Consider the following 23543-nt stretch of genomic DNA (forward strand, 5'->3'; position numbering starts at 1 on the left):
GCGGCCACGAATGTCCTTCGTTGTCGGATTTCTCGCCGCAGTGACTTTCGCCTTGTTGGCGCCTGCCTTGCAGCTCATGGCCCGCGCTCGCGGATGGTCGCTTGGCGCCGTGACCCTGCTTGCGATCGCCGCGATCCTCACCCATGGTCTCGGCGTGATGCTTGGAATCCTCGTCGTCCCGCAATTTCAGTATTGGGACGCCGCGTCGATTTTCGGTTTTTGCGTGATGGGTTACGTCTTCGCTTTTGGCGCAGTGTACAAATCCGTTTCCCTGGACATTCTGCTCAGCCTCATCGACCGGCCCGGGCGGAGGGCTCCGCTTTCGGAGATCGTCGAACGGCAGGTTCCAGATCTGTTCCAGGGACGAATTAGGAACTTGGTCGATGGCGGCCTGGTCGAACCGGTGGATTCACACTTCGCGGCGACTTCGGCGGGTCGGACTATGGCAGGCCGCGTCGGACAACTGCGCCGCGCCTTCGGTATCGGCGATACCAGCCTCTATGATTTTTCCGAATAGTTGCCGAGATCACACACATCGCCGGTTTCGTGCCGATTGTGCAGGGCATATCTGCGGGCCCCTTATTGTTCGCCTGGTTCAGATGACCTAGAGTTGCGCTAGGGTTCCACCAGTAAAGAGTGGCCGGCAACGGGCGGCATGAGATGACACCTTCCAGGGCGGCAAAACGGCTTACGATCGTCATCCCTGCACTGAATGAGCAGGACAAGATCGCCGACACCATTGACGGCGTGCTGCCGCTCGCCCGCGAACTCCTCGACGATTTCGAGATCTTCCTGATCGACGACGGCAGCACCGACGCCACCGGCGCGATCATGGACGAGTTCGCAGCCGGCGAGCGGCGCATCATCGTGCAACATAACGCCGAGCCGCGAGGCGTCGGTGCCGGCTTCGAATACGCCCTGTCGCGCGCGAAATTCGATGCCATCACGCTCATTCCCGGCGATCACGCCTTTCAGAACGAGGGTGTTGCCCGGATGTTCAAGGCGGCGGGCGCCGCCGACCTCGTCATCACCTATCGCGACAACCAGTCGGACCGCTCCGTCAACCGCTCGCTGCAGTCGCATTCGCTTCGGTTCATCCTGAACTGCCTGTTCGGCTTCTGGCTGTCCGACTATCACAGCATGATCGTCTACCCCGTGAAATGGCTGCGCCAGATCGCGGTCAAGGCCGACGGCTACGGCTATCAGATCTGCGCGTTGATCTCGCTGCTCCAGCTCGGCCTCACCTACGTCCAGGTGCCCGTGAGCCTGAACGCAGAGCTGAAGGGCTCGTCCCGTGCGCTGCGCCTGCGTACCTATTTCGAGCTCGGCGGCACCATCGTCTCGCTGCTGCGCCGCGTTCCCATCCGGGACGTCGATCTCAGCCAGATTCCTGACGACGCGGAGCGGGCCCCGGCGCGCTAGGCGCCGCCTGGCCTGCCAACCCCGGACATCAAGCGGATGGGCTCAGGCCTGGTGAGATGGGCTCGCGCGTGGCGATTCGCCCGCGGGACGCCTTGTCCCTATCCTGCCAGCACCTGACTTAAGTGATTGATTTGACTGGCAGGAGTGGCAGGGCTCGAACCTGCGACCCCCGGTTTTGGAGGCAGAAGCTAAACGCGGAAGATCAAGAGCTTATCGCTCTCCTGCGTGACAAACCCTCCCCTTCGCATCAATCAGTTAGCGGCGAATTGTCAAACCTGTTTGCCGCGTTGAGGGGGGTCCGATGACTCCCAGCGCAGCAGAGATTGCCTCGCGCATAATTGGAGCTCGCGTCTTCGTTCAAGAGGTGCGCGATCCTAGCGACGGCTCCACGACGTTCGCAGTTGTCTACGGCTCAGAAGCGCGCCGCTGGACTTCACGGCACCGCTTCGACGAAGTCGATCAAGCGAACGCTGCGGCCACTGTGCTCGCCGATTGGCTTTGCGCTGAGGTGCGCTGATGGACACCTCACGCGGATACATCGCCGTCCCCAGAGCGCTGCTGAGCGACGACAGAACCTTTGCCAACGAGCCATACACCGAGCGGGAAGCCTTCCTCAGTCTTGTGGCCGATGCCGCATGGAAGCCTCGCAAGCTTCGCCTGCGCCGCGGTGTTGTCGATCTAGACCGAGGTCAAACGCTGGCCTCAAGCCGCTACCTTGCAGAGCGTTGGCAGTGGCCGGAACCACGGGTTCGGCGCTTCCTCGACAGGCTTTCCGGCCGACGCGCAAACGACGCGCAGAACGACGCACCAAACGACGCGCAAAGTGACGCGTTGATTGACGCTCATCCAACGCCGAACGGCACAATCATAACTATTAGAAACTACGACACTTTCCAGAAAGAGGCTAAACCAGAGAAGCCACCATCCGACGCGCATTCTGACGCGCAACATGACGCACTGAACGACGCACCACCTGATTCAAAATCGACGCAAAGAGAAGAAGAAATAAATAATAATACTCCCCTGAAGGGGAGTGAGCGCGCGCGCGCGACGGCTTTGCCGGATGATTTCAGTCTCGACGATCAGACGTACAACCGCGCCTTGGAGCAGCTCGGCAGCGCTGACGCGGTGACGAGATCGCTCTCCCGCTTCCGAGATCATCACCGCAGCAAGGGGACTTTCCGTTGCGATTGGCAGGCCGCTGCGCGGCTGTGGATCGATGACGACATGAGGGGCGGTAGGCGCGCCCCAGGGCCTGCAGCCAAGCCGAGGAAGTCGCCAGACGACCACGCATGGGACCAGGTGCTCACCAGCTTCAAGAGCACGGGCAATTGGACGAAGTACGTCGACGAGTTCGGTCCAGATCCCTCCTCACCAGCCTGCCGCGTCCCTGAGCACATGCTGCTGAAGTACGGACTGGCAAAAGCAGCTGCGTGAGCATCCGACTTTTCACGTGAAACCTAAATTGAAGGAAGCAACATGGACGATCCCGAAATGAAAACTGTGTGCGACCGCTTGGTGGAGCTCGCGGCGGAAAGCATGCAGGAAGCTGGCGCTCCGCTCGCAATGATCGTCGACCGTCTGGTGACCTATGGGGTGGCACAGATGGTTGCCGTCGACGGATCCGAGATCACTGCGCGCAACTTCCACGTCATTGCGGAGAAAATCGGGGCCGGACTTTTTGCACAGGCCACAGGGGAAAACGCTCAGCAGTCGGGAGTGCGGCATTGACCCGATTCGCGGCTTGGATTAGGGCTGAATCCGGTTCGATTGAACGCGTCACCGGCTGGCCCGGGACGTATCTCGACGATCCACCTTCGAACGGACGGGCCACCACACCCGACACGAAGCGACTGAAGCGGGCAAACAGCCCTGACTTTGCGGACCAAGTGTCCGATCGCTCAGACGTGTTCGACGGTGTGACCATGCAACTCTCGAAATTGAAATCTGGACCGGCGCTGAAATACGCGTCTGGCTTGGAAATTGAGTTCAAAGCCAGCAGCGATGGCCGCATTGCTGGTCACGGATCTATTTTCAACAACATCGATAGTTACGGCGAGAAGGTGCTTCCCGGCGCCTTCGTCAAGAGCTTGTCGCAAGGGCCGTTGCCGAAGATGCTTTGGCAGCACGATCCAGACAAACCGATCGGCAAGTGGCTCACCGCGCGCGAGGATACTCAGGGCCTGTACGTCGAGGGCCTGTTAAATCTCAAGACGACCTCGGGTCGGGACGCTTACGAGCACTTGATGGCGGGTGACGTCGACGGAATGTCGATCGGCTACCGCGAGGTCAAAGCCAAGAACGACGGCAATGTGCGGGTGCTCGAGGAGTTGGCCCTGTACGAGGTCAGCGTCGTTACGTTCCCCGCCAACCGGGCGGCGACCGTCAGCGCGGTCAAATTCATAGGCTCGAAATCTGACCTGGTCGATTTCTTCCGAGAGGGCGGCATAGCGAAAGCAAAGGCCGCCCGTGCGGCCGCACTTGCATGGCCCGCCTTTTCGACAGCCTCCACCGAAGTCCACCACAAATCAGCAACCGACCTAGCCGACATGATCGATGCGGCAACGGCCAAAATCCGGAGTATTTGACCATGTCGAGCACAATCCTGAAAAAGTCGACCTTCATTAAGGGCGCTGCGGCGCACCTGCACGACAGCGCCATCAAGACGAAAAACGAGGGCAGCGGGGACGATCCCTTGCAACTCATCGCTAAGAAGTTCGGCGAGCACACCGCTCAGGTGATGGAAAAGCTTGGCGCGACGAATGACGACATGCGCGTCCTCCGCGAGCAGCTGGCAACACTGGAGCAGAAAGCGCTCGAAACCCATTACAGCGGTCGCCCTGCGGTACCGGATAGCGTCGGCAAGCAGTTCGTTGAGAGCGAGCGGGTGAAATCCTTCCTCGAAAGCAACCCGTCGTCAGGCAGGGTGGATCTGCGGCTAAAGGCAACGCTGACGACCGCCACCACCAACGCCGCTGGCTCCGTCGGTGCCATGGGAACGCCATTTCGCGATGGTGTCGTGACCACGCCTCGGCGCCGTCCAACCGTCCGAAGTCTGTTGCCGGTGATCAACATCTCATCTGGTACCGTGGAGTGGCCGTCGCAAAATGGCCGTACCGAGGGCGCGGGCATGGTAGCTGAAGGCGCTACCAAGCCATCGTCCGATGTCCAGTTCGAACTGAAGACCACGGCTGCACGCGTCATTGCTCACTGGATGAAGGCGAGCAAGCAGGTGCTCGAGGACGTGCCTCAACTCCGCGGCATCATCGATACCGAGCTCCTCGACGGCTTGGCGCTTCAGGAGGAAGTTCAGCTGTTGCTTGGCGACGGTACCGGCCAGAACCTTCTCGGTCTCATCCCGCAGGCCACCGCTTATAGCGCTCCCATCGTGGGTATGGCTGACCTGAACAGCATCGATGTCATTGCACTCGGTGCGCTGCAGGTTGCCAATGCCTACTTTGAACCCGACGGAGCTATCATCAATCCGGGCGATTGGTGGGGCATGCGCCTGCTCAAAGACAGCACCGGCAATTACATCGTCGGCAGCCCGTCCACGGATATGCCGCCCGTTCTTTGGGGGCTTCCACTGGTCGCCACGCCAGCCATGACGTCGCGCAAGTTCCTGATTGGTCAATTCCGCGCGGCGGCAACGCTCTACGATCGCTGGGATGCGCGTGTGGAGGTTGGCTACGTCAACGATGACTTTATCAAGAACCTTGTAACCGTGCTCGCCGAAGAACGCGTCGCGCTCGCGGTGAAGGCTTCTCTGGCGTTGACATATGGTGATTTCGACGTCGCGCTCGCCGTCTGACCTGGCCCGGGGGGCTTCTGAGACTTCAGAAGTCCCCGCTCGGAAACCGGCGCCCAAGTCTCACGCAAAAACGCGCAGGTTTTCAGAATCGGTAGCAAACGAATGCTCGCAGAGAAGCGCAAACGAGGTGCCCAGCCGGGGAACTTCAACGCTCTGAAGCACGGCCGACGCAGTCCCCGAAAGCGAGCGGAGCGACGGGAGGCGCGCCGGCCGGAATTCGAGGCGCGCCGTGAGCGCGAAAAAGCGTGGGCCGATGCGGCGCCACAGACCGATTACGGAGCCATCTGCGACACCATCAAGCGTCATTCTGAGCAGCCTAGCCCGCTAATTCATCCAGCTATTATGCCAACGAAGCACTGAAGGCTTTTCCCGGTGCAAAAGGCAATTCAGGAGAGTCTCTTATGAATTTTGGCTTGCTCCCCCTCGTTGCATCACCTCCCCTCATTCGAGGCCGGTTCGATCCCATCTTCGCCAATCGCGATTTTGGTGTCAGGGGAGACGGATTTTCCGACGACAGTGTGCAACTGCAGCGGTTTCTTGATGAGGGCGCCAACCGTCAGGCGATAATCGAATCCGCATCGATGGACATGGTCTACACCGGCCAGCTCTATCTCCGCGACAATTGCAAGCTGATCGGCAACGGCGCCACGCTGACGGCGCATCCGGGGTCGAATGTCGGTACAACCGGATTGCACGTCACCGATGCGACCTGGGCGGGCGTTGGTCCGACTGGCGTGCTGATCCAGGATCTGATCATCAAACCCCAGGCGGACTTACGCAGAACAAACGGTGCGCTAACCGGTACGGGACAAGCCGCCGCAATCTATTGCATCGGAACGAAGGACCTCGTTCTGCGTAAGATCAAGGTCATCAATCCTGCCGGCGATGGAATTTATATTGGCGGAAACTCCAGCACCGGGCGCTTATCGCAGCATTTCTCCGTAGAAGACTGCTATGTGGAGAATCCCGGCCGCAATTGTTACAGCCTCGTCGGGACCTATGTAGGCGGCTTCAGGAATTGCACCGCGTTCAACGCGAACTACGGCGTTGCTCATGGAAATATCAGCTACGGTTGGGATTTTGAGCCTGACAGCGCCAACACCCTGAACAGTGCAGTTGATTGCGTGTCTTGCAAAGCAATGTACAACCAAGTTGGCTTCGGCGAGAACCTGGCTCTTGGTGTCAGCTCAAATTGCAACTGGATCAGTTGCTACACCGAGGGCAACAGCATCGGTTTTTACGCTTCCGGCGCGGGCTTCGGCTGTCGCGTGATCGGCGGCCGAGTCAATGGCAACACCACGAACTATTCCACCATCTCGGAAAAGATCGCGAGTTTCCCGTAGAGCCTGCTGCCCACTGGCGCTCTTCGCGCCATTATGCACCTAGGGAAGGGCCACGCGACCTACGTTGCCACGACGCGAAGTCGATTGGGCTTCCACCTAAGCCGCGGCGACGTTCGGCGGCCTCATAAACTCTCGGGAAGCTATCCTCCCACACGTCCAGCCGCATCAGTGCGGAATCCACCATGTCCCAACTAAGCTCTTTGGGAGAGCGGTCCACGTGACGCCGTGCATAATTGAAAAACGATGTTGTGCCTGCATTGATTATCGCAGCATCAATGATCAGGTTTTCCAATTCCGTCCTGATGACAACACCGCCTGAGTATGGGCTGTTAGCCGTGACCAGAGATCTGGTTCTCGAATCGTGGATCTGAACGCGTGCAAGAATCGCCTCCATCAAATTCACGTCGGCCTCTTCGCTATATTCGATGAACTCGGAAAGCGTGCTTAAGCTTTCAGTTGGCAACGAGCGAACGAACTCCTCGCAGGCGGCGCCCTTCGGCAGGGTTTCCTCATCGCATTTTTCGAGCAGCTTCTTTAGCTCTGCCACGGACTCATGCGTGTAACGAGTGATCTCGGCGAGGGCGAGTGGCAACATTGCTCGAATTGCAGCGTGCTTCCGAGCTCGTCGTCTGAAATCTAGTTGCTCAGAGTGCGTCAGCGATCTTGTGGTGTTATGGAAGGCCAGCATTGCCGCCAGCAACGCAACGCCTGCGGCGACGAGCGTTTGCCAATTGTGAAGCCATTTGAAAAAGGCGGCCCAGCCCTCTGGTAGATAGATCAGCGGCAGCGCAACAAACAGCCAGACAAAAGCGCCTGCTAACGCAAACAGGCCTATTGGTTTCTCGGACATCGTGAGTTCAGACTACCTTGAACGTGCTGCGTCGGTCGCGGGCTCTGATCTCGCGGGCCTTGCGGAACATCTCCGCCACTAAGTCGTAGGCGTGCTCTCTGGACATGCCTTCCGCCACTTTGCTCTCGATGAACCTGTCGAGGCCAGCCAAAAGTTCACGCTCTTCAGCGGTCATCTGCTGCTGGAGAGCGTCCATTTCCTGCTTTAGTGCATCTAAGTCGTCATCCGGCATAGTTCTCATCCCAATATTGTGGGCACATCACTTCCAAGTCCAAACGACGTGCACGGCGCCTCCCAGCAGTGTTAGCACCGAAAAAAAGCCAAATGCGATGGAAAGACGTTTTGTCCTTTCAATTTCGCGGGCCTTAGCTGCTTCCGTCGGCCAGCTTGACTGATCAAAAAGCATGGCAGGTTTTGCCCAGTCGTTGTACTGACCAGCAGCCGCCGTAAAATTCAACCAAGCGCAAAAGCCAGATGCGAGCGCTGCAATCATCCCAACCACGAACCACAGAACGGCCGACAGATAGGGAGGCACTCCCGTGGCAGAAGCCCTAAATGCGAGCCCTGCAATGGCCGAGCCGTGCATTAGGAAGATTGACGAAACCAGCCACTTTCCGTAGTCCGCCTGCGCCGCGTAGGACAGCCTTCTCATCTCCAAAAGCGAATCGTAGGTGAGCTTCGCAGTCTCTTTGTATTGATCTTGTCGTTGATCGCTCAAATGCCGTTCCTTGTACGTGGATCTTTAGCATCACTAAGATTGCATGCGCAGGGCGGCCTCAAGCCGTGCCATTGAATTCCTGCGCTCCAGTCCGTAGACGCCAAGTGTGTTGGACAAAGACAACAGCGCCGCGCCGGCCTCCGAAACCTTAAGGCCGAAAATGTGAAGCATTACCCACGTTGCTAACGGCTCTGTTTTGGCGAATGCTTGAAGCTTGGCGCCGAGCTCTCGATATCCTTCTTCGGCCGAGCGCAACCGCTCGAGGTCTTCCTTTGTGGCTTCGGTGCTGAGAAAAGGGCCGGTGCCATCGGCAGATTGCGATTGAAACCGTGCCGGGACGTTTCCGAAGATGATTGCCTTGGTTCGGACCTCGATGACCAGGTCCAAGCCGCGTCGGAATGGCTTTGCAAAAAACTCAGTCAGGATCCATCCGACAAATCCTGACATCAGCCCGAATGCGATGCTTGTTAGCGTCATGATGCTCTGCGGCGGCTCCGACGATCCGCGATCAGCGATATTCTGTGGGACAAGATGGAAAACGCGATCATCTTCAACCGCTTGAATGGAGATTCGGAAAGCATGACGGCCACAGAACCGAATTCTGCCCCTCAGCTTGCCGATTTAGATTTGCGGGCACCGGAGGGAGCTGGCTGCAGCGTCGCTACTGGAGTGCAATCGTATTTGACTTCCCACTGTGGTCGCGCGAGCAAATAGGCGTCGATGACGCGGCAACTTGGTCGCCCGTTCTCGCTAAGATATTGTAACGCGGCGGCTTCAAACAGTGGCTTCGGTGGATCTGTCGGCGCTGCGCCGAAAGTAAGACCTCGGGCGAATCCTTGCCCAGCAGCCGACGACAGACTCGATGTCACCATCATCTTGCTCTGCGCGGGCTTGTCGAAGACCCGGTAGGTGTCGTCCGACATTTTGACTTCTTGCACGGGCACGCCCTGGTATTCGTTGACGATGTAATTGACCGAGGCGCAGCCAGCTAAAGCCAGACACAAACCTCCAATCGCTGCCCCTCGGCGCATGCTTGCCTCCCCCAATTGACCCAAGATAGGCTAGCGCAACCTGTGGGCGCAGGGAAGGCGCCTGCCAGAGGCAGCCGCGCCTAAGCGTCCTCGTGCCTCCATCGTCACTTGGATTAACCCTTGGGCCGTCAAGGACAAGGAAATGTCCTTTTCAGCGCCAAAAGGATCGCAAGACCGTAAGGGCTGCCGCCGATCGACGGCGCTTCGCCGACTTCGCGCCGAAGAATATCGATGATTTGGCCACCCGTAAGTGCAAGCTTTTCGGGCGGGCAGTACAGTTTCACTTTGGCAGCCGCGCTGAACCAACTCATCCCATTCTCGGTGGCTCTCACCAACCCCTCGATGGTTTGTTTTTCCTGAGCATTGGCACTGCCGTATATACGCAGCATGTCACTGCCGCTGTGTTCGGCTTTGGCCGGCTCGGCAATTAAGGCCGTTCCGAAAATGAGACACAGGCCCGAGATCTTTGAGACTAACGGCGACGTCATTTGGCTTTTGCCTTCAGCCCCAGCTCCACAAGGCGGCGGATAGCTTCAGAGCGGCCGGGCTGATCTTCTTGAGCGGATGCCCAAGCATCAACCCTGGCCATAAACTCGTCGGACAGTCGGAAGGTGCGCGCGGGGTCTCGGCCCGTCGCTGGCCGCCCGGCGCCGGGCCTCTTTCCACCAAGGAATTTTGGTATTGCCTTTTTCACATTTTGGTCATACCATTTTCAGGCTTGAAAAACAAGCGGCCTGCCGTCGTGTTGGAGCACGCCGACAGGCCTGGCCCAAACTATGAGGTAAGTCATGGCTCAGGTTGATTCAGAGAGTATCATAGCTCTGCCAGCGCGCCCGCCCGGTTCGTTCATTCCGTCCGGTCTAGCTCGACAGCAGCGGAGGCGTCGTATGGCCCTCAAAACGCTCGCGCAGCTCAGGGAGGAGGCCTCCACTGAAATCGAGCGGCTAATCGCCTTTCTGGATCAGACCGACTTCTACGTCCGGACCGAGCTCGAGATGGACGGTGACGAAGGGGTGTCAGCATGAGCAGCCCCGCCAAAATCGGCCGCAGAAGATTCCTCGGACGCGCTGCGGCGGTACTGGCCGGCACCAGCGCAGCCACCCCCGTCGCACTGACGGCTGCGCTTGCGGCGCTCACCGAGCCTGCCGAGACCGCACCGGCGAGCACGCTGGACGCCACCTTGCTGGCATTGGAGGAAAGGATATTCCAGCACAAGCAGGCCGCCGAAGCTTTTGAGCCAGAAATGGACCGACTCGACGCCATAATGAAGGAGAAGTATCGACGGCTTTACGATGAGGCCTGGGCGGCCGGTACCGTGACTGAAACACACGATCGCCGCCTCGAGCAGCTCAGCGGCATGCCTGAACACGTCGAGCAGTGCCGGCTGTGTGAGCTACAAGACGCACACTGGCGCACGGTCGACGAGCTTGTCGGTCAGATGTGGAACATCCCGGCTCAGACACCCGAGGGACGGCGATCCAAACTTTCAGTTCTGCTCGGCTGCATCTTGGGCGAGGAATGGCGTCACCCGGACGAGGATGACAGAACGAGCTACGAAGTCCTGCGGGCACGCAGCCTGCTTATCGAGCTCGTAGGGGGTGAGCCCTCAAAGCAGTTGCGCGACCAGTTCATCTAAGCTCCGCGGTCGACGAAGCCCGCCGGTCACGGACCGGCGGGTTTTCCTATGCACAGCAAAAGGTCGCGCTGGCATTGCAAATCCAATAACGTTATTGTAGAACAAATTTCATCCTTAGGAGTGATTGCAGCGATGAAGTTCGATTTGGACGATCCGCGATGGACCCAACGGCAGTTCATCGTTGCTGGGGTCGCAGACGACAAGACAATCAACAATTACATTCAGCTCGGCCACCTGAAGCCGCACAGGATACAAGGGCGCCGAATGTTCACGGCTCTTCAAGCAATTGAGGTTGGCCTGACCGCCAAGCTGGCGACTATTTGCAGTCTTCCGCCATCCACCGGTAAGCAACTTGCACGTGGCGCCATTTTGGGCGCCGACGGGGCGTGGCTTCGTGCGGATGCCGAAAGTGGGCGTGGGAAGTTGACTGGGCAGAAATGGATCGCCGCAAGTAGTCATCGCCAACAGGTTTATATCCGCAAGAATGCAAAAGGCGAAACGGTCGTCAGCAACGAAGACGAGACCGGCGAAGCCGTGGCATTGATTTTTCCCTTTCAGATATTTGCGAGGTCGATTCTTGTTGGCCTCGAAAAAAGCGCGGAGGCTGATTGATGGCCAGCGCAACTTTGCAAATCAACGTGGTGCCGAAGCGGATGCTCAGCAAGACCGAGGCCGCCCACCACTGCGGGCGCTCTGTGCGCCGCTTCGAAGCGGAATGCCCTACTCGCCCGGTGCAGTTTCCAAACGGCGATTTGAGATGGGACGTGCAGGATCTAGATGGTTGGCTCGACGGTTTGAAGGCGGGCCATGCTGACCACGAAGCGGATGCTATAGTCGAAAGGCTAGGATCGTGACACGGATCAAGGTCAAGGGCTTTAAGATCTTCAAAGATCGGCATGGCAAAGAGCGCTGCTATCACCGACGATCCGGGATCGCCATTGACCTTCGAAAATGCCCCTTAGGTTCGGCGGAATTCGTTGCTGAGGTCGCGAGGATTGGCGCCATGTTTGTGGCTGCGGCGGTGAAGCCGGGCACGTTGGGCGCCTTGATTCAGGAGTACAGAAGTCACCCAGCCTTCACCGACCTCGCTCCGCGCACGAAGTCCGATTACCAGGGGATCTTCGATTATCTCAAGCCCATCGCGGACACGCCTCTGGCCAAGTTCACGAAGCCGCTTGTGGTCCGGATCAGAGACAAAGCGGCGATCACGAAGGGCAGGAAGTTCGCTAACGACCTCAAGGCGCGGCTGTCGACGCTTTTCGGATGGGGTTCCGAACGTGGCTATTTGGCGGGTAACCCAGCCGCGGGGATCAAGGACATTCGTCGTAGAAAGGATCAGCCCGACGCAAATCGTCCATGGGCAGACGAAGAGCGGGACGCTGTGCTCTCGGCCTTGCCGGAACACATGAAGCCGGCGCTAGCGCTGATGATGTACACGGGCCTGGGTCCTAAGGATGCGCTCACGCTCCCGCGAAACTTCTACCGATCGGGGGAGATTTCCACGAATAGGTCTAAGACCGGTGAGCCGGTATTCTGGCCCTGCCCTGCGCCGCTGGCGGCCATTCTGGAGGCCGCGCCTTCCCACAACGCCATCACCCTCGTAGCGAACTCCAAGGGCCTGCCTTGGACGCTGAGCGGCTATCGGGCGTCCTGGCGTCCTATCCGGATGAAGCTCGAGAAGGCGGGCCAAGTCGGCCCGGCGCTCACGTTGTACGGCCTCCGGAAGACGGTGGCCGTCATTCTGCGGGAAATCGGCTACGACGAACGAACCATCGCGGATGCGCTTGGCCAGAAGACCGTGGAGATGGCGCGCCACTACGCGAAGGGTGCCGATCTCAGGCCAAAGATGCGCGGGGTCGTGCGGGCCTTCGAGGACGAACTGAACAAACGCAAAACGAAAACTGTCAAACCTACCGAGTGAGAGTGTCAAACCCTCTGGTCAGGCCCGATATCGAGTGTCGAAATGGATAACAAAGACATGGACTTAGCTGGCAGGAGTGGCAGGGCTCGAACCTGCGACCCCCGGTTTTGGAGACCGGTGCTCTACCAATTGAGCTACACTCCTACAGACCTCGGGTCGCCCCAAGATCAGGGCCGCTTTCAAGCACAGGCGACGGCCGGTTTGCAAGGGTGAACCGCGCCCGCTTCGCTTGTTTGTACCGGGGTTTCTGGGCCACAGTCCGTTGCCGATAATCAAAAACACACTGGGAGTACCCATGACCGCCACAGCGACCGCTCCAGCCGCCTCACAGGCCACGATCGCAGCCTCCACCCCGCCTTTGCCCGAGGCAAGGCCGGAGACGCTCGGGCTGTCGCGGCTGCGCCTGCAGGCCATGTCGGACGCCTTCAAGCGCGAGATCGACAAGGGAACGGTTCCCGGGGTCACCGTGCTGGTGGCGAGGGGCGGCCAGGTTGGCTGGTTCGAGGGGCTCGGCCGGCAGAGCCCGGCGGCCGCGGCGCCGATGACGCGGGATTCGATCTTCCGGATATTCTCGATGACCAAGCCGATCGTCTCGGTCGCCATCATGGCGCTGGTCGAGGACGGCTATCTCCTGCTCAGCGACGCCGTCGCAAAGTTCATCCCGGAATTTGCCGGCCAGCAGGTCGGCATCGTCAAGGACGGCAAGCTGGAGCTGGTGCCGCCGGCGGGGCCGATGACCGTGCAGGACCTGCTTCGCCACACCTCGGGCCTGACCTACGAGCATCAGGGCGACGGCCCCGTGCACAAGCTCTACCAGGAGTCCCGCGTCCGTAGCCGCAAGATCACCAACGCCGAGCACGCCGCCCTGGTGGCGAGCTTCCCGCTGGTTTGCCAGCCCGGCGCGGAATTCAACTACAGCCGCTCCACCGACATCCTCGGCCGCATCATCGAGGTCGTCAGCGGCAAGTCGCTCGGCACGTTCCTCACCGAACGCGTGCTCGCCCCGCTGCAGATGGCCGAGACCGGCTTCTCGACCTCGGAGGCCAATGCGGGCAGGCTCGCCGAGCCGTTCGCGGCCGATCCCTGGACCGGCGACAAGGTCGCGCTGTTCAACATGCACGAAGCACCGGTGATGGAGTCCGGCGGCGGCGGCCTGGTCTCGACCACGATGGACTATGCGCGCTTCTGCCTGATGCTGCGCAACGGCGGCACGCTCGACGGCACCAGGATCATCGGCCGCAAGACGCTGGAGCTGATGGCGTCCGATCATCTCGGGCCGCAGGTTCAGACCAACGGCACCCTGCTCTCGCCCGGCCACGGTTTCGGCCTCGGCTTCGCCGTGCGCCGCGAGGCCGGCATCGCGCCGTTCCCCGGCAGCGTCGGCCAGTATTTCTGGAGCGGCATCGCGGGGACGTTCTTCTGGATCGATCCGAAGGAGGATCTGTTCGCGGTGTTCATGAGCCAGGGGCCGGGACAGCGCGACTACACGCGAACGCTGGTGCGGGATCTGGTTTACGCGGCGGTGGAGTGAGACAGCGTCGCTTGAGTTGAATGATCAAGCGTCAAGCTCGGTGCAACCTCTCCCGCTTGCGGGGGAGGTCGGCACCAAGTGCCGGGTGGGGGCTCTCTCCTCTTGGGGGTCCTCGATTGTGGAGACACCCCTCCCCAACCCTCCCCCGCAAGCGGGAGAGGGAGCGCACCGTCACTCGCGGCCACACCGTGGCCTACAACGCTTCTCAACTAATCGTCGCGCCGCCGTCGATCACCATGGTCTGGCCGGTCATGAAGTCGCCGGCCTTGGACCCCAGGAACACCGCGGCACCGGCGATCTCGTCGGGGATGCCGATGCGCAGGAGCGGCGAGCGCGCGGTCGAGGCCTTCAGGTTCTCCGGATTGTCCCACAGCGCCTTGGCAAAATCGGTCTTGATCAGGCCGGGCGCGATGCAGTTCACGCGGATGTTGTCCTTGCCGTATTCGCAGGCGAGGTTGCGCGCGAGCTGCATGTCGGCGGCCTTGGAGATGGCGTAGGCGCCGAGGATGGTCGAGCCTTTCAACCCGCCGATCGAGGAGACGATGATGATGGAGCCGTCCTTGCGCTCGATCATCTGCGGCACCACCATCGAGATCAGCCAGTTGTTGGCGACGATGTTGTTGTCCAGGATCTTCCGGAACTGGTCGTCGGAGATGCCGGCGAGCGGACCGTAGTATGGGTTCGAAGCGGCGTTGCAGACCAGCACGTCGATCTTGCCGAAGGCGCGGTTGCTCTCGTCGACGAGGTTTTGCAAATTCTCCTTCGAGGAGATGTTGGCGGCGATCGCGACCGCGGTGCCCTTGCCGAACTTGTCGTTGATGCCCTTGGCCACCTGCTCGCAGACGTCGGCCTTGCGCGATGAGATCACGACCTTGGCGCCGTGCTCGGCCATGCGCTCGGCGATCGCAAGCCCAATGCCGCGCGTCGATCCGGTGATGACGGCGACTTTCCCCTTCATGTCGAACAAGGTCATGTTTCTCTCCCAGATTGATCTTTGTCTTCATCTCCAGATTCCGGGCTCGATGCTGCGCATCGCCCCGGAATGACAGCTCAGTCAGGCCAGCTTCTTGACTTCCGGCCCCGCCGGCTGATGCATCGCCGCGTGCTCAGCATCCGCGATCCACGGCTGCTGGTTCACCATCGGTAGCCGCCAGACCTTGCGCTCGGGAGTGGCGAAATAATCCAGCCGCGTCACCGAGCAATTGTCGATGTCGAACGACAATCCCCGCTCCGGCTGGCCGTCGAGCGCGAGCCCCAGCGCCGCCTTGATGGTGCCGCCATGCGCGACCGCGATGATGTCCTGGCCTCCCGCCTCAGCGTTGATCCGCTCGATGGTGCGGCGCGTGCGGTTGTAGAGATCCATGAAGCTCTCGCCGCCGGGCGCGGGCTCGTTGATGTCGGCAAACCAGCTCGTGCCGACGGGTCGGCTGGCGACGAACTGGGCGCGGTTCATGCCCTGCCAGCGGCCGAGATTTTGCTCGGCGAGGTCCGCTTCCCATTTCATCGATTCAGGTCTTGGGAAGCCGGCCGCCCAGATCGCTTCCGCGGTCTGGTGCGTGCGCATCAGATTGCTCGAATACCAGACCGCCGTGCGTGGCAGCACCTTGGCAACAGCGTTGAACACATAGGTATCGCTGGTGTCGCAGGCGATGTCGCTTTGTCCGTAGATGTTGCCGCCGTCATTGCGCACCGGCGCGTGACGGACCCACCACCACCGTGTCATGACCACATTGGGCTTGTCTGCGCCTGCCATCGAAACCCTTCCATCCCGTTTGATGTCGCTGTACGTCAGGTGTGAACGTGTCTCAAGACACTTTTACCGTTTGAAATCTTGTTTGAAATTCCGTCGCGCGGCAAGCGTCGCGTGAGGCACCACAGGAGAGAAACGCATGGGCCGTCTGCAAGGCAAATCCGTCATCATCACCGGCGCCGGCAGCGGCATCGGTCGCGCCGCCGCGCTGCTGTTCACCCGGGAAGGCGCCAAGCTGATCGCGGTCGATCGCACCGAGGCGGTGAAGGAGACCGTCGACGAGGTGAAGAAGGCCGGCGGCGTCGCGGAAGCCATGATCGCGGACGCGGGCTCCGAGACGGACGTCATCGCCGTGATCGACAAGGCGGTGAAGACCCACGGGCGACTCGACGTGATCTGGGCCAATGCCGGCGTCAGCGGCGGGCTCGTCCCGCTCGGCGAGCAAACCGTAGAGCATTGGCAGGAGGTCTTGCGCGTCAATCTGATCGGCCCGTTCCTCGCCGTGAAGCACGCGATGCCGCACATGGTGAAGCAGCAGTCCGGCGCGATCGTGCTGACCGCGTCCGTCGCAGGCCTCAAGGCCGGTGCCAGCGGGCATCCCTATGCCGCAAGCAAGGCCGGCGTGATCAGCCTGGTGCAGACCACGGCGTATTCGCTCACCGGCACCGGCGTGCGCATCAACGCGGTGTGCCCGGGCCTGATCGAAACAGGCATGACAAAACCGATCTTCGACCGCGCCAAGGAGCGCGGCACCCAGGACAAGATCGGCCAGCTCAATCCGCTCAAGCGCCCCGGTCAACCGCACGAGCTCGCAGCGATGGGGTTGTTTTTGGCCAGCGACGAAGCCTCGTATGTGAACGGCCAGGCGTTCCCGGTCGACGGTGGCCTCACCGCGTCGATGCCGTATACGGGCAAGCCGGTTTAACTCTCGCGTGTCCCGGACGCGCTGCAGCGTTCTTACGCTGCTGCGCAGCGTCCAGCGCACGAGAGGCGAGTTTGGCAGCTCTCTCCACATCGTCATTGCGATGCTCCAGTGCAGATCCAGCCGCCGTGCCGTAGGGTGGGCAAAGGCGCATAGCAGCGCCGTGCCCACGATCTCCTCTCCATGAGCCACAGGGCGTGGGCACGCTGTGCTTTGCCCACCCTACGAGATCGAGATCGTGGCACGTAGCTCAAACCGCAGACACACCCTCGCATCCTCGCGGCTCATCTCGCCCGAGCTTTGCTTCATCTCTTCACCCTCAATTGAAAGAGGGCGCAGGGAAGACCGGGAGCCCGCTGGCACCCGAGGTCCACTGTGCGAAACCTGCGTGAACAAGAAGCTGCACAGCGGCATACAGGTGTAGCCAGGACATCCCGGCCTTCCCTGCGCAGTGGGCTTACGGCTTATGTCGCGCTCTCCCCGGGGAGCGTTGCACTATTGCCCCCGTCGCCTTGCGGATGGCTGGCGGATGCGTCCGGTTGGACGACACCCATCACCACAAGACTTGACGCACAGACCCCGGGCGTCAGGACCACACGATTTTGCCGTACGCCAGAATCACACCGGTCGTGTGCGCGACGCCATCGCTCACGGTTCCCCGCCCTGCGAAGCTGTTCGCGCCGATGTCACCTGCGTCCACCGCCACCCGGCCCGCGTTCGTGACGATCGCGATACGCCCCTCTTCCTTGGGCCGGGTTGCCGCGACACATACGTCATTTCCGAATTTCGGTAAAGTGGAATATTTTTGTCGCCGCGCGTTGACCCAGGGCTCGCGTGTTTTGCCCGCCGGGCAGCGCAAGATCTTGTAGCCCGGATGAAGCGCAGCGTAATCCGGGAGTCCTGTCACGAAGCACGAAGGCCCCGGATTGCGCTTCGCTCCATCCGGCTACGGGTTTGTGTTGATTTGCGCAATCAGCCACCGCGTTGGTATGGTTCCTGCAAGCACTGCAGCCTCCATACTCCCTGACAGAACGAGACAATGCCAAGCTCAAGACCCGACCGTATCCGCAAACTCCTCGCCGACCTCGTCGGCTTCGACACCGTCAGCGACCGCACCAACCTGCCCCTGATTGCCCATATCGAGAGCTACCTCGCCGCGTTCGGCGTCAAGGGCGAGCGCATCACCGACGTAACAGGGCAAAAGGCCTCGCTTTGGGTCTCGATCGGCCCTGAAGATCGCCCCGGTTTCGTGCTGTCAGGCCATACCGACGTCGTGCCGGTGGCGGGCCAGGACTGGAGCCACGATCCGTTCAGGCTGGTCGAGCGCGACGGCAAGCTCTACGGCCGCGGCACCACTGACATGAAGGGTTTTGTCGCGGTGTGCCTCGCCATGGTGCCGGAGATGCTGGAGGCCAAGCTCGCAACGCCAATTCATCTGGCGATCTCCTACGACGAGGAGATCGGCTGCGTCGGCGTGCGGCCGATGCTCGGCGAGGTCGCGAAGAAACGGATCATACCGCTCGGCGCCTTCATCGGCGAGCCAACCGAGATGAAGGTCATCATCGGCCACAAGGGCAAGCACGGCGTGCGCGCAACCTTCCGCGGCCTCGCCCGCCACTCCTCGATCGCGCCCGACGGCGTCAACGCGATCGAATATGCCGCCGAGCTGATCGTTGAGATCCGCCGCCGCGCCGTGGCGCTCGCAGCCGTGCGAGCGACCGACAGCCTCTACGACGTTCCGCATTCGACGCTGCTCACCAGCATCGTGCATGGCGGCGCGGCGCTGAACATCGTGCCTGATACCTGCACGGTGGATTTCGAATGCCGCGGAATCGGCATCACCGAGTCCAGGGAGGTGACGGATGCGATCGTCGCCTGGGCCAGGGCCGAGCTCGAGCCGGCGATGAAGGCGCGGCATCCGGAGTGCGGCATCGATTTCGAAGAGATCCTCGACTATCCCGCCCTCGACACCGCCGCCGACGCCGCCATCGTCACGCTCGCCAAGAGCCTTGCAGGGCGCAACGACCACGCCAAGGTCGCCTTCGGCACCGAGGCCAGCCTGTTCGCCAGCATGGCCGACATCCCATCCGTGGTGATCGGCCCGGGCTCGATCGCGCAGGCGCATACGCCGGATGAATTCGTGGAGATGGCGGAGCTGGAGAAGTGTGCGGGGTTCGTGGAGAGACTGATCGCGCATTGTGCGAAGGCGGCGTCGTAGGTGCCGTAGGGTGCGCAAAGCGAAGCGTGCCCACCATTAGGCTGCGATCACGGGGAGATCGTTGGCACAGCGCTGCGCGCTTTTGCCCACCCTACGAGAGCTGTCAGGGGACTTGTGGCCCGCCTCCTCGTCATTGCGAGGAGCCCTTGCGACGAAGCAATCCAGGCTGCCCCGCGGAAATGGTCTGGATTGCTTCGCTACGCTCGCAATGACGGAGTGTGTGGCGAGAGTGGCGCAAGAAAAAAGCGCGGCCACACCGACCGCGCCTTCGTCGTTCCTACACCGCGCCGGCCTTCTGCGCGTATTCCCATGAGGCCTGCGACAGCGGCACGGTGCGCTTGGCTGACTCCAGCGCCTTGGCGTTGGCGGCGGTGCCGTCGCGGACGCGGCCGGCGATGCCTTGGGTGATGCCGGCGAGACGGAACAGATTGTAGGCGAAGTACCAGTTGAGATCAGGCACCGTCATCTTGGTGACGTTGCAATAGATCTGCGCAGCTTCTTCCACGCTCGGGATGTTGAGCGCCTTGAGGTCCGCGCCCTGCAGGCCCGGCATGATCCACTGCATCAACAGGTAGGTGAAGTCGGCCATGGGATCGCCGAGCGTCGACAGCTCCCAGTCCAGCACGGCCTGTACGCGCAGTTCCGTCGCGTGGAAAATCATGTTGTCGAGACGATAGTCGCCATGGACGATCGAGACGCGGGCCTGCTCCGGCACCGTCTTGGGCAGCCATTCGGCGACCTTCTCGAACTCCGGAATGTGCTGCGTCTCTGACGCGCGATACTGCTTGGTCCAGCGGTCGATCTGGCGCGCGAAATAATTGCCGGGCTTGCCGAACTCGCCGAGCCCGATCGCCGTGGGATCGTACATGTGGAGCTTCGCCAGCGTCTCGATCTTGCTGGTGAAGATCTTGCGCCGCGCATCGCCATCCTGGCTCGGCAGTGTCGGATCCCAGAACACCCGGCCCTCCTCCATCGACATGATGTAGAAGGCCGCGCCGATGACGCTGTCGTCCTGGCACAGCGCATAGGCGTGCGCGACGGGAAAGCCCTGCTTGCCGAGCGCCGCGATCACCCGATATTCGCGATCGACCGCGTGCGCCGAGGGCAGTAATTTGCCGAACGGCTTGCGGCGCATCACGTAGGAACGGTTCGGCGTGTTCAGCCGGTAGGTCGGATTGGACTGGCCGCCCCTGAACTGGAGCACGACCAGCGGCCCCTGATAGCCTTCGACGTTGTCGCGCATCCAGGCTTCGAGCCGCATCTCGTCGAAGCGATGACGCTCCTCGACCGGCTTGGTGCCCGAGAACTCTTCGTCTTTCCTGACGCCGTCAGCCACGATGACGCTCCCTCTTCAGTCCTGACCATTTCAGGTCGAGCATGATCCTAATCGGTAACCGCTGACGCACTTGCGTCAAGCGGTCACCGCATCATGCCCTGCCGTTTCTTCAGATCGGGAGCGCCTCCCGGCTCTCCCTCTTAGTGACCGGGAGAGTTTGCATACTTCCGAACCTCAAGTCTGGCAATGGCGCGATTGTGCACCTCGTCCGGACCGTCGGCGAGACGGAGCGTGCGGATGTGGGCGTAGTCCTTGGCAAGGCCCGCCTCGTCCGAGACACCGGCGCCGCCGAAAGCCTGGATCGCCTCGTCGATGATCTTCAGCGCCATGTTGGGCGCTGCGACCTTGATCATGGCGATCTCGGCCTGCGCGGTCTTGTTGCCGACCTTGTCCATCATGTCGGCGGCCTTGAGGCAGAGCAGGCGCGTCATCTCGATATTGGTGCGGGCATCGCCGATGCGCTGCTCCCACACGCTGTGCTCGACAATCTTCTTGCCGAAGGCGCTGCGCGAGGACAGGCGCTTCACCATCTTCTCAAGCGCCTCCTCGGCCTTGCCGATGGTGCGCATGCAGTGATGGATGCGGCCCGGGCCGAGCCGGCCCTGCGCGATCTCGAAGCCACGGCCTTCGCCGAGCAGGATGTTCTCTTTCGGCACCCTGACGTTCTCCAGCAACACCTGGGCATGGCCGTGCGGCGCGTCGTCGAAGCCGAACACCGGCAACATCTTCTCGACCTTGATGCCGGGCGTGTCGAGCGGAACCAGGATCTGCGACTGCTGTTGATGCTTGGCCGCCTTGAAATCGGTCTTGCCCATCAGGATCGCGATCTTGCAGCGGGGATCGCCGACGCCGGACGACCACCATTTGCGGCCATTGATGACGTAATGATCGCCATCCTTCTCGATGCGGGTTTCGATGTTGGTTGCGTCCGAGGAGGCCACCGCCGGTTCCGTCATCAGGAAGGCGGAGCGGATCTCGCCGTCCATCAGCGGGCGCAGCCATTTGCGCTTCTGCTCCTTGGAGCCGTAGCGGATGAACACTTCCATGTTGCCGGTGTCGGGCGCGGAACAGTTGAACACTTCCGAGGCCCAGGTGATGCGGCCCATCTCTTCCGACAGCAGCGCGTATTCCAGATTGGTCAGTCCCGCGCCGCGGAATTCGTCGTCCTCATGCTCGCTCGGCGGCATGAACATGTTCCAGAGGCCTTCGGCCTTCGCCTTCTTCTTGAGGTCCTCGAGGATCGGGATCACCTTCCAGCGCTCGCCGGCATGATCCTGCTGGTCATAGATCGGCACCGCCGGGCGCACGTGCTTGGCCATGAAGGACCGCACGCGGTCGAGCCATTCCTTCTGCTTGGGGGACAGATCGAAATCCATGGGACGCTCCTCGTCTCTCTTCTGCGAAGCTGTTTGCCTCGCGAGCCTGTTTTGCGCCGGACCGTCCGGCCCGCAAGCGCACAGCTTGCGGGCGCTTCGGAACCGGCTTCGCGAGTTGCGAACGAGTCCCGATTGCGATTGACATCTCCGGCCTTCAAACGATAGTTTCATACAACTGTTTGAATTGCAACTCCCTCCCCTCCGGGACATCCATGGCCAGCGATCATACGAGATCTGCCATTCTCGCCGCCGCCGAACGGCTCTACGCCGATCGCGGCTTCGGCGACGTGACGCTGCGCGACATCGTCGCGGAGGCGGGCGTCAACCTCGCGGCGGTGAACTATCATTTCGGCTCGAAGGATGAGCTGATCGCGGAATTATTCGTCACCCGCTCGATCGCCACCAACCGCGAGCGCCTGCGCGAATTGAAGGCGGCGGAAGAGCAAGGCGGCGGCCGTGCACCGATCGAGGTGATCTTGCACGCGCTGGTCGGGCCGACCTTGCGCGGCTGCCTCGGGCCTGAGAACCAGCGCTCGACCGCAGCGCGCTTCATGATCCGCGCCTCGATCGAATCCGTGCCGCCGATCCGCCGCATCAAGAACCGCGAGATCGACCATTTGCGCAAATTCGCCGGCGCGATGCGCCGTGCCCTGCCCGACCGCAGCGACGTCGATATCTACTGGGGCCTCAACTTCGCGCTCGCGATGGCGCACCACACCATCCGCGAGAGCGAGCGGCTGACAAAACTGTCGGAAGGCAAATGCGACCTCGACGACGTCGAGGACGTGGTCGCGCGCGTGGTCAGCGTGGCCACGATGGCGCTGACGGCGGGACGGGCGGAGACGAAGGCACCGGCGCGGGTCGCGGCGCGGTAGTCCCTCACATCATCGCGATGCAGTCGATCTCGACGTCGAAGGGGCCGAACCATTCCGGCGTGCAGACGAAGATCCGCGCCGGCGGATCTTCAGGGAAATAGCGTGCATAGATGGCGTTGAACGCGGCGAAATGTTTCGTCGAGGTACAGTAGACGTTGCACTTCATGACGTTGTCGAGCGAGGCACCGGCCGTCTGGAGGCACAGCTTCATCTGCTCCATGACGATCTCGCTCTGCCGCTCGATCGGCATTTGCACGATCTCGCCCGTCTCCGGGTCGAACGGCGGCAGGCCCGAGACGAAGATCATGTTGCCGGCGCGCGTCACCGGCGAGACCGGTGCGTTGCGGCGGTCGAGAAAGGTCGAGATCGGTTCGACGCGGAGCGCTTCGCGTTTCATGCAGCCACCTTCGGTTCAAGCGAGACCGACGCCGGACTACATCATCCTGCAGCCGGCATGCTTCGCTTCTAATCGAAGTGTGGTTGTCGCGACGGGTTCAGGCCCGCTGCGGCATCTCCTCGGCCTCTTCCTTGGCGAGCAGCAGCAGCATCTCGATGCCCATCTCGCCTTCCTGCGGCGAGCGGATGAACTTGATCTCCTCGGCACTCTGCCGCAGTGCGGCAACGATGGCGACGGCCTGATTGGCGGTGGCCGCCTCGGTCGCCAGAATTGCCTTCTGGTCCTTGGCCTGGAACCCGATCGTGTAGGACATCCATTTCCCTCCCGACGTTAGTGGAGAGATCGAAACAGAGTCTGGCGCGGAACGGAAGCCTGTGAGACTACGGACCGGAACTATCTGGGGATG

General features: G+C 61.2%; 29 protein-coding genes and 1 tRNA gene. 16 read left to right on the forward strand and 14 right to left on the reverse strand.

The features are described 5' to 3' along the window. The first annotated feature begins 10 nt into the window (after nucleotides 1-10). From GGD61_RS01155 to GGD61_RS01185, 7 genes are all read left to right on the forward strand, one after another. Nucleotides 11-517, forward strand: a complete 507-nt coding sequence (locus tag GGD61_RS01155) for a hypothetical protein (RefSeq protein WP_092260263.1) — start codon at nucleotides 11-13, stop codon at nucleotides 515-517. A 143-nt stretch (nucleotides 518-660) separates the two neighbouring features. After that, nucleotides 661-1422 (forward strand): glycosyltransferase family 2 protein, encoded by a 762-nt coding sequence (locus GGD61_RS01160; RefSeq protein WP_092260403.1) that lies wholly within the window; start codon nucleotides 661-663, stop codon nucleotides 1420-1422. 516 nt (nucleotides 1423-1938) lie between these two features. Next, nucleotides 1939-2859 (forward strand): hypothetical protein, encoded by a 921-nt coding sequence (locus GGD61_RS01165; RefSeq protein ID WP_183229882.1) that lies wholly within the window; start codon nucleotides 1939-1941, stop codon nucleotides 2857-2859. Nucleotides 2860-2901: 42 nt separating this feature from the next. Further along, nucleotides 2902-3153 (forward strand): hypothetical protein, encoded by a 252-nt coding sequence (locus GGD61_RS01170; RefSeq protein ID WP_183229884.1) that lies wholly within the window; start codon nucleotides 2902-2904, stop codon nucleotides 3151-3153. After that, nucleotides 3150-4010, forward strand: a complete 861-nt coding sequence (locus tag GGD61_RS01175) for an HK97 family phage prohead protease (RefSeq protein WP_183229886.1) — start codon at nucleotides 3150-3152, stop codon at nucleotides 4008-4010. Before GGD61_RS01170 ends, GGD61_RS01175 begins: the two co-directional genes overlap by 4 nt. 2 nt (nucleotides 4011-4012) lie before the next feature. Beyond that, on the forward strand, nucleotides 4013-5233 hold the full coding sequence (locus GGD61_RS01180; protein WP_183229888.1) for a phage major capsid protein: 1221 nt from the start codon (nucleotides 4013-4015) through the stop codon (nucleotides 5231-5233). A 401-nt stretch (nucleotides 5234-5634) separates the two neighbouring features. After that, entirely contained in the window at nucleotides 5635-6576 is a 942-nt protein-coding gene (locus GGD61_RS01185) for a glycosyl hydrolase family 28-related protein (RefSeq protein WP_183229890.1), read from the forward strand. A 31-nt stretch (nucleotides 6577-6607) separates the two neighbouring features. On the opposite strand, the gene GGD61_RS01190 is transcribed toward GGD61_RS01185, so the two are convergent. The 6 genes from GGD61_RS01190 to GGD61_RS01215 form a co-directional block, all read right to left on the reverse strand. Then, nucleotides 6608-7426, reverse strand: coding sequence for a hypothetical protein (locus tag GGD61_RS01190; RefSeq protein WP_183229892.1), 819 nt, complete (start codon nucleotides 7424-7426; stop codon nucleotides 6608-6610). 7 nt (nucleotides 7427-7433) lie between these two features. Continuing rightward, nucleotides 7434-7658 carry a hypothetical protein gene (locus GGD61_RS01195; RefSeq protein ID WP_183229894.1) on the reverse strand — a complete coding sequence of 75 codons (225 nt, stop codon included), beginning with the start codon at nucleotides 7656-7658 and terminating at the stop codon, nucleotides 7434-7436. Nucleotides 7659-7685: 27 nt separating this feature from the next. Beyond that, nucleotides 7686-8144, reverse strand: a complete 459-nt coding sequence (locus GGD61_RS01200; protein WP_183229896.1) for a hypothetical protein — start codon at nucleotides 8142-8144, stop codon at nucleotides 7686-7688. 33 nt (nucleotides 8145-8177) lie between these two features. Further along, nucleotides 8178-8621, reverse strand: a complete 444-nt coding sequence (locus GGD61_RS01205; RefSeq protein WP_183229898.1) for a hypothetical protein — start codon at nucleotides 8619-8621, stop codon at nucleotides 8178-8180. Nucleotides 8622-8752: 131 nt separating this feature from the next. Beyond that, nucleotides 8753-9175 (reverse strand): hypothetical protein, encoded by a 423-nt coding sequence (locus GGD61_RS01210; protein ID WP_183229900.1) that lies wholly within the window; start codon nucleotides 9173-9175, stop codon nucleotides 8753-8755. Nucleotides 9176-9303: 128 nt separating this feature from the next. Then, the gene (locus tag GGD61_RS01215) at nucleotides 9304-9663 is read right to left on the reverse strand and encodes a hypothetical protein (protein WP_183229902.1); all 360 of its coding nucleotides are present in this window, start codon (nucleotides 9661-9663) and stop codon (nucleotides 9304-9306) included. A gap of 399 nt (nucleotides 9664-10062) precedes the next feature. On the opposite strand from GGD61_RS01215, the gene GGD61_RS01220 reads away from it, so the two are divergent. The 5 genes from GGD61_RS01220 to GGD61_RS01240 all read left to right on the forward strand — a co-directional run bounded on the left by GGD61_RS01220 (nucleotide 10063) and on the right by GGD61_RS01240 (nucleotide 12732). Further along, nucleotides 10063-10200, forward strand: coding sequence for a hypothetical protein (locus tag GGD61_RS01220; protein WP_183229904.1), 138 nt, complete (start codon nucleotides 10063-10065; stop codon nucleotides 10198-10200). After that, on the forward strand, nucleotides 10197-10811 hold the full coding sequence (locus GGD61_RS01225; RefSeq protein WP_183229905.1) for a hypothetical protein: 615 nt from the start codon (nucleotides 10197-10199) through the stop codon (nucleotides 10809-10811). Before GGD61_RS01220 ends, GGD61_RS01225 begins: the two co-directional genes overlap by 4 nt. A gap of 132 nt (nucleotides 10812-10943) precedes the next feature. Further along, entirely contained in the window at nucleotides 10944-11423 is a 480-nt protein-coding gene (locus GGD61_RS01230; RefSeq protein WP_183229906.1) for a hypothetical protein, read from the forward strand. Further along, nucleotides 11423-11665, forward strand: a complete 243-nt coding sequence (locus tag GGD61_RS01235) for a hypothetical protein (RefSeq protein ID WP_183229907.1) — start codon at nucleotides 11423-11425, stop codon at nucleotides 11663-11665. Before GGD61_RS01230 ends, GGD61_RS01235 begins: the two co-directional genes overlap by 1 nt. Beyond that, nucleotides 11662-12732 (forward strand): integrase, encoded by a 1071-nt coding sequence (locus GGD61_RS01240; RefSeq protein ID WP_183229909.1) that lies wholly within the window; start codon nucleotides 11662-11664, stop codon nucleotides 12730-12732. Before GGD61_RS01235 ends, GGD61_RS01240 begins: the two co-directional genes overlap by 4 nt. 68 nt (nucleotides 12733-12800) lie before the next feature. Here GGD61_RS01240 and GGD61_RS01245 read toward each other — a convergent pair. Further along, a tRNA-Trp gene (locus GGD61_RS01245) sits at nucleotides 12801-12876 on the reverse strand. Nucleotides 12877-13027: 151 nt separating this feature from the next. On the opposite strand from GGD61_RS01245, the gene GGD61_RS01250 reads away from it, so the two are divergent. Further along, entirely contained in the window at nucleotides 13028-14263 is a 1236-nt protein-coding gene (locus GGD61_RS01250; RefSeq protein WP_183229911.1) for a serine hydrolase, read from the forward strand. A gap of 205 nt (nucleotides 14264-14468) precedes the next feature. Here the strand turns inward: GGD61_RS01250 and GGD61_RS01255 are convergent, their stop codons facing one another. Next, the gene (locus GGD61_RS01255) at nucleotides 14469-15236 is read right to left on the reverse strand and encodes an SDR family NAD(P)-dependent oxidoreductase (RefSeq protein WP_092260267.1); all 768 of its coding nucleotides are present in this window, start codon (nucleotides 15234-15236) and stop codon (nucleotides 14469-14471) included. Between the two features lie 81 nt (nucleotides 15237-15317). After that, entirely contained in the window at nucleotides 15318-16016 is a 699-nt protein-coding gene (locus GGD61_RS01260) for a histidine phosphatase family protein (RefSeq protein WP_183229912.1), read from the reverse strand. Between the two features lie 136 nt (nucleotides 16017-16152). Between GGD61_RS01260 and GGD61_RS01265 the strand changes: the two genes are divergently transcribed. Then, complete coding sequence (locus GGD61_RS01265; protein ID WP_018322223.1) at nucleotides 16153-16938, forward strand: SDR family NAD(P)-dependent oxidoreductase; 786 nt, start codon at nucleotides 16153-16155, stop codon at nucleotides 16936-16938. Between the two features lie 583 nt (nucleotides 16939-17521). Here the strand turns inward: GGD61_RS01265 and GGD61_RS40190 are convergent. Continuing rightward, the gene (locus GGD61_RS40190; protein ID WP_246785846.1) at nucleotides 17522-17842 is read right to left on the reverse strand and encodes a hypothetical protein; all 321 of its coding nucleotides are present in this window, start codon (nucleotides 17840-17842) and stop codon (nucleotides 17522-17524) included. Nucleotides 17843-17974: 132 nt separating this feature from the next. On the opposite strand from GGD61_RS40190, the gene argE reads away from it, so the two are divergent. Continuing rightward, nucleotides 17975-19153, forward strand: a complete 1179-nt coding sequence (gene argE / locus GGD61_RS01275; protein WP_092260271.1) for an acetylornithine deacetylase — start codon at nucleotides 17975-17977, stop codon at nucleotides 19151-19153. A gap of 277 nt (nucleotides 19154-19430) precedes the next feature. Here the strand turns inward: argE and GGD61_RS01280 are convergent, their stop codons facing one another. Continuing rightward, nucleotides 19431-20489 (reverse strand): phosphotransferase family protein, encoded by a 1059-nt coding sequence (locus GGD61_RS01280; RefSeq protein WP_183229914.1) that lies wholly within the window; start codon nucleotides 20487-20489, stop codon nucleotides 19431-19433. A 140-nt stretch (nucleotides 20490-20629) separates the two neighbouring features. Then, nucleotides 20630-21865 (reverse strand): acyl-CoA dehydrogenase family protein, encoded by a 1236-nt coding sequence (locus tag GGD61_RS01285; protein WP_018322220.1) that lies wholly within the window; start codon nucleotides 21863-21865, stop codon nucleotides 20630-20632. 212 nt (nucleotides 21866-22077) lie between these two features. On the opposite strand from GGD61_RS01285, the gene GGD61_RS01290 reads away from it, so the two are divergent. Further along, nucleotides 22078-22740 carry a TetR/AcrR family transcriptional regulator gene (locus GGD61_RS01290; protein ID WP_092260275.1) on the forward strand — a complete coding sequence of 221 codons (663 nt, stop codon included), beginning with the start codon at nucleotides 22078-22080 and terminating at the stop codon, nucleotides 22738-22740. Nucleotides 22741-22744: 4 nt separating this feature from the next. On the opposite strand, the gene GGD61_RS01295 is transcribed toward GGD61_RS01290, so the two are convergent. Both GGD61_RS01295 and GGD61_RS01300 read right to left on the reverse strand, forming a co-directional pair. Then, nucleotides 22745-23137 (reverse strand): RidA family protein, encoded by a 393-nt coding sequence (locus tag GGD61_RS01295; protein WP_092260277.1) that lies wholly within the window; start codon nucleotides 23135-23137, stop codon nucleotides 22745-22747. Between the two features lie 97 nt (nucleotides 23138-23234). Next, the gene (locus GGD61_RS01300) at nucleotides 23235-23450 is read right to left on the reverse strand and encodes a hypothetical protein (RefSeq protein ID WP_018322217.1); all 216 of its coding nucleotides are present in this window, start codon (nucleotides 23448-23450) and stop codon (nucleotides 23235-23237) included. Nucleotides 23451-23543: the final 93 nt, after the last annotated feature.

It is taken from the genome of Bradyrhizobium sp. SBR1B (assembly GCF_014198205.1).
GTDB lineage: Bacteria > Pseudomonadota > Alphaproteobacteria > Rhizobiales > Xanthobacteraceae > Bradyrhizobium.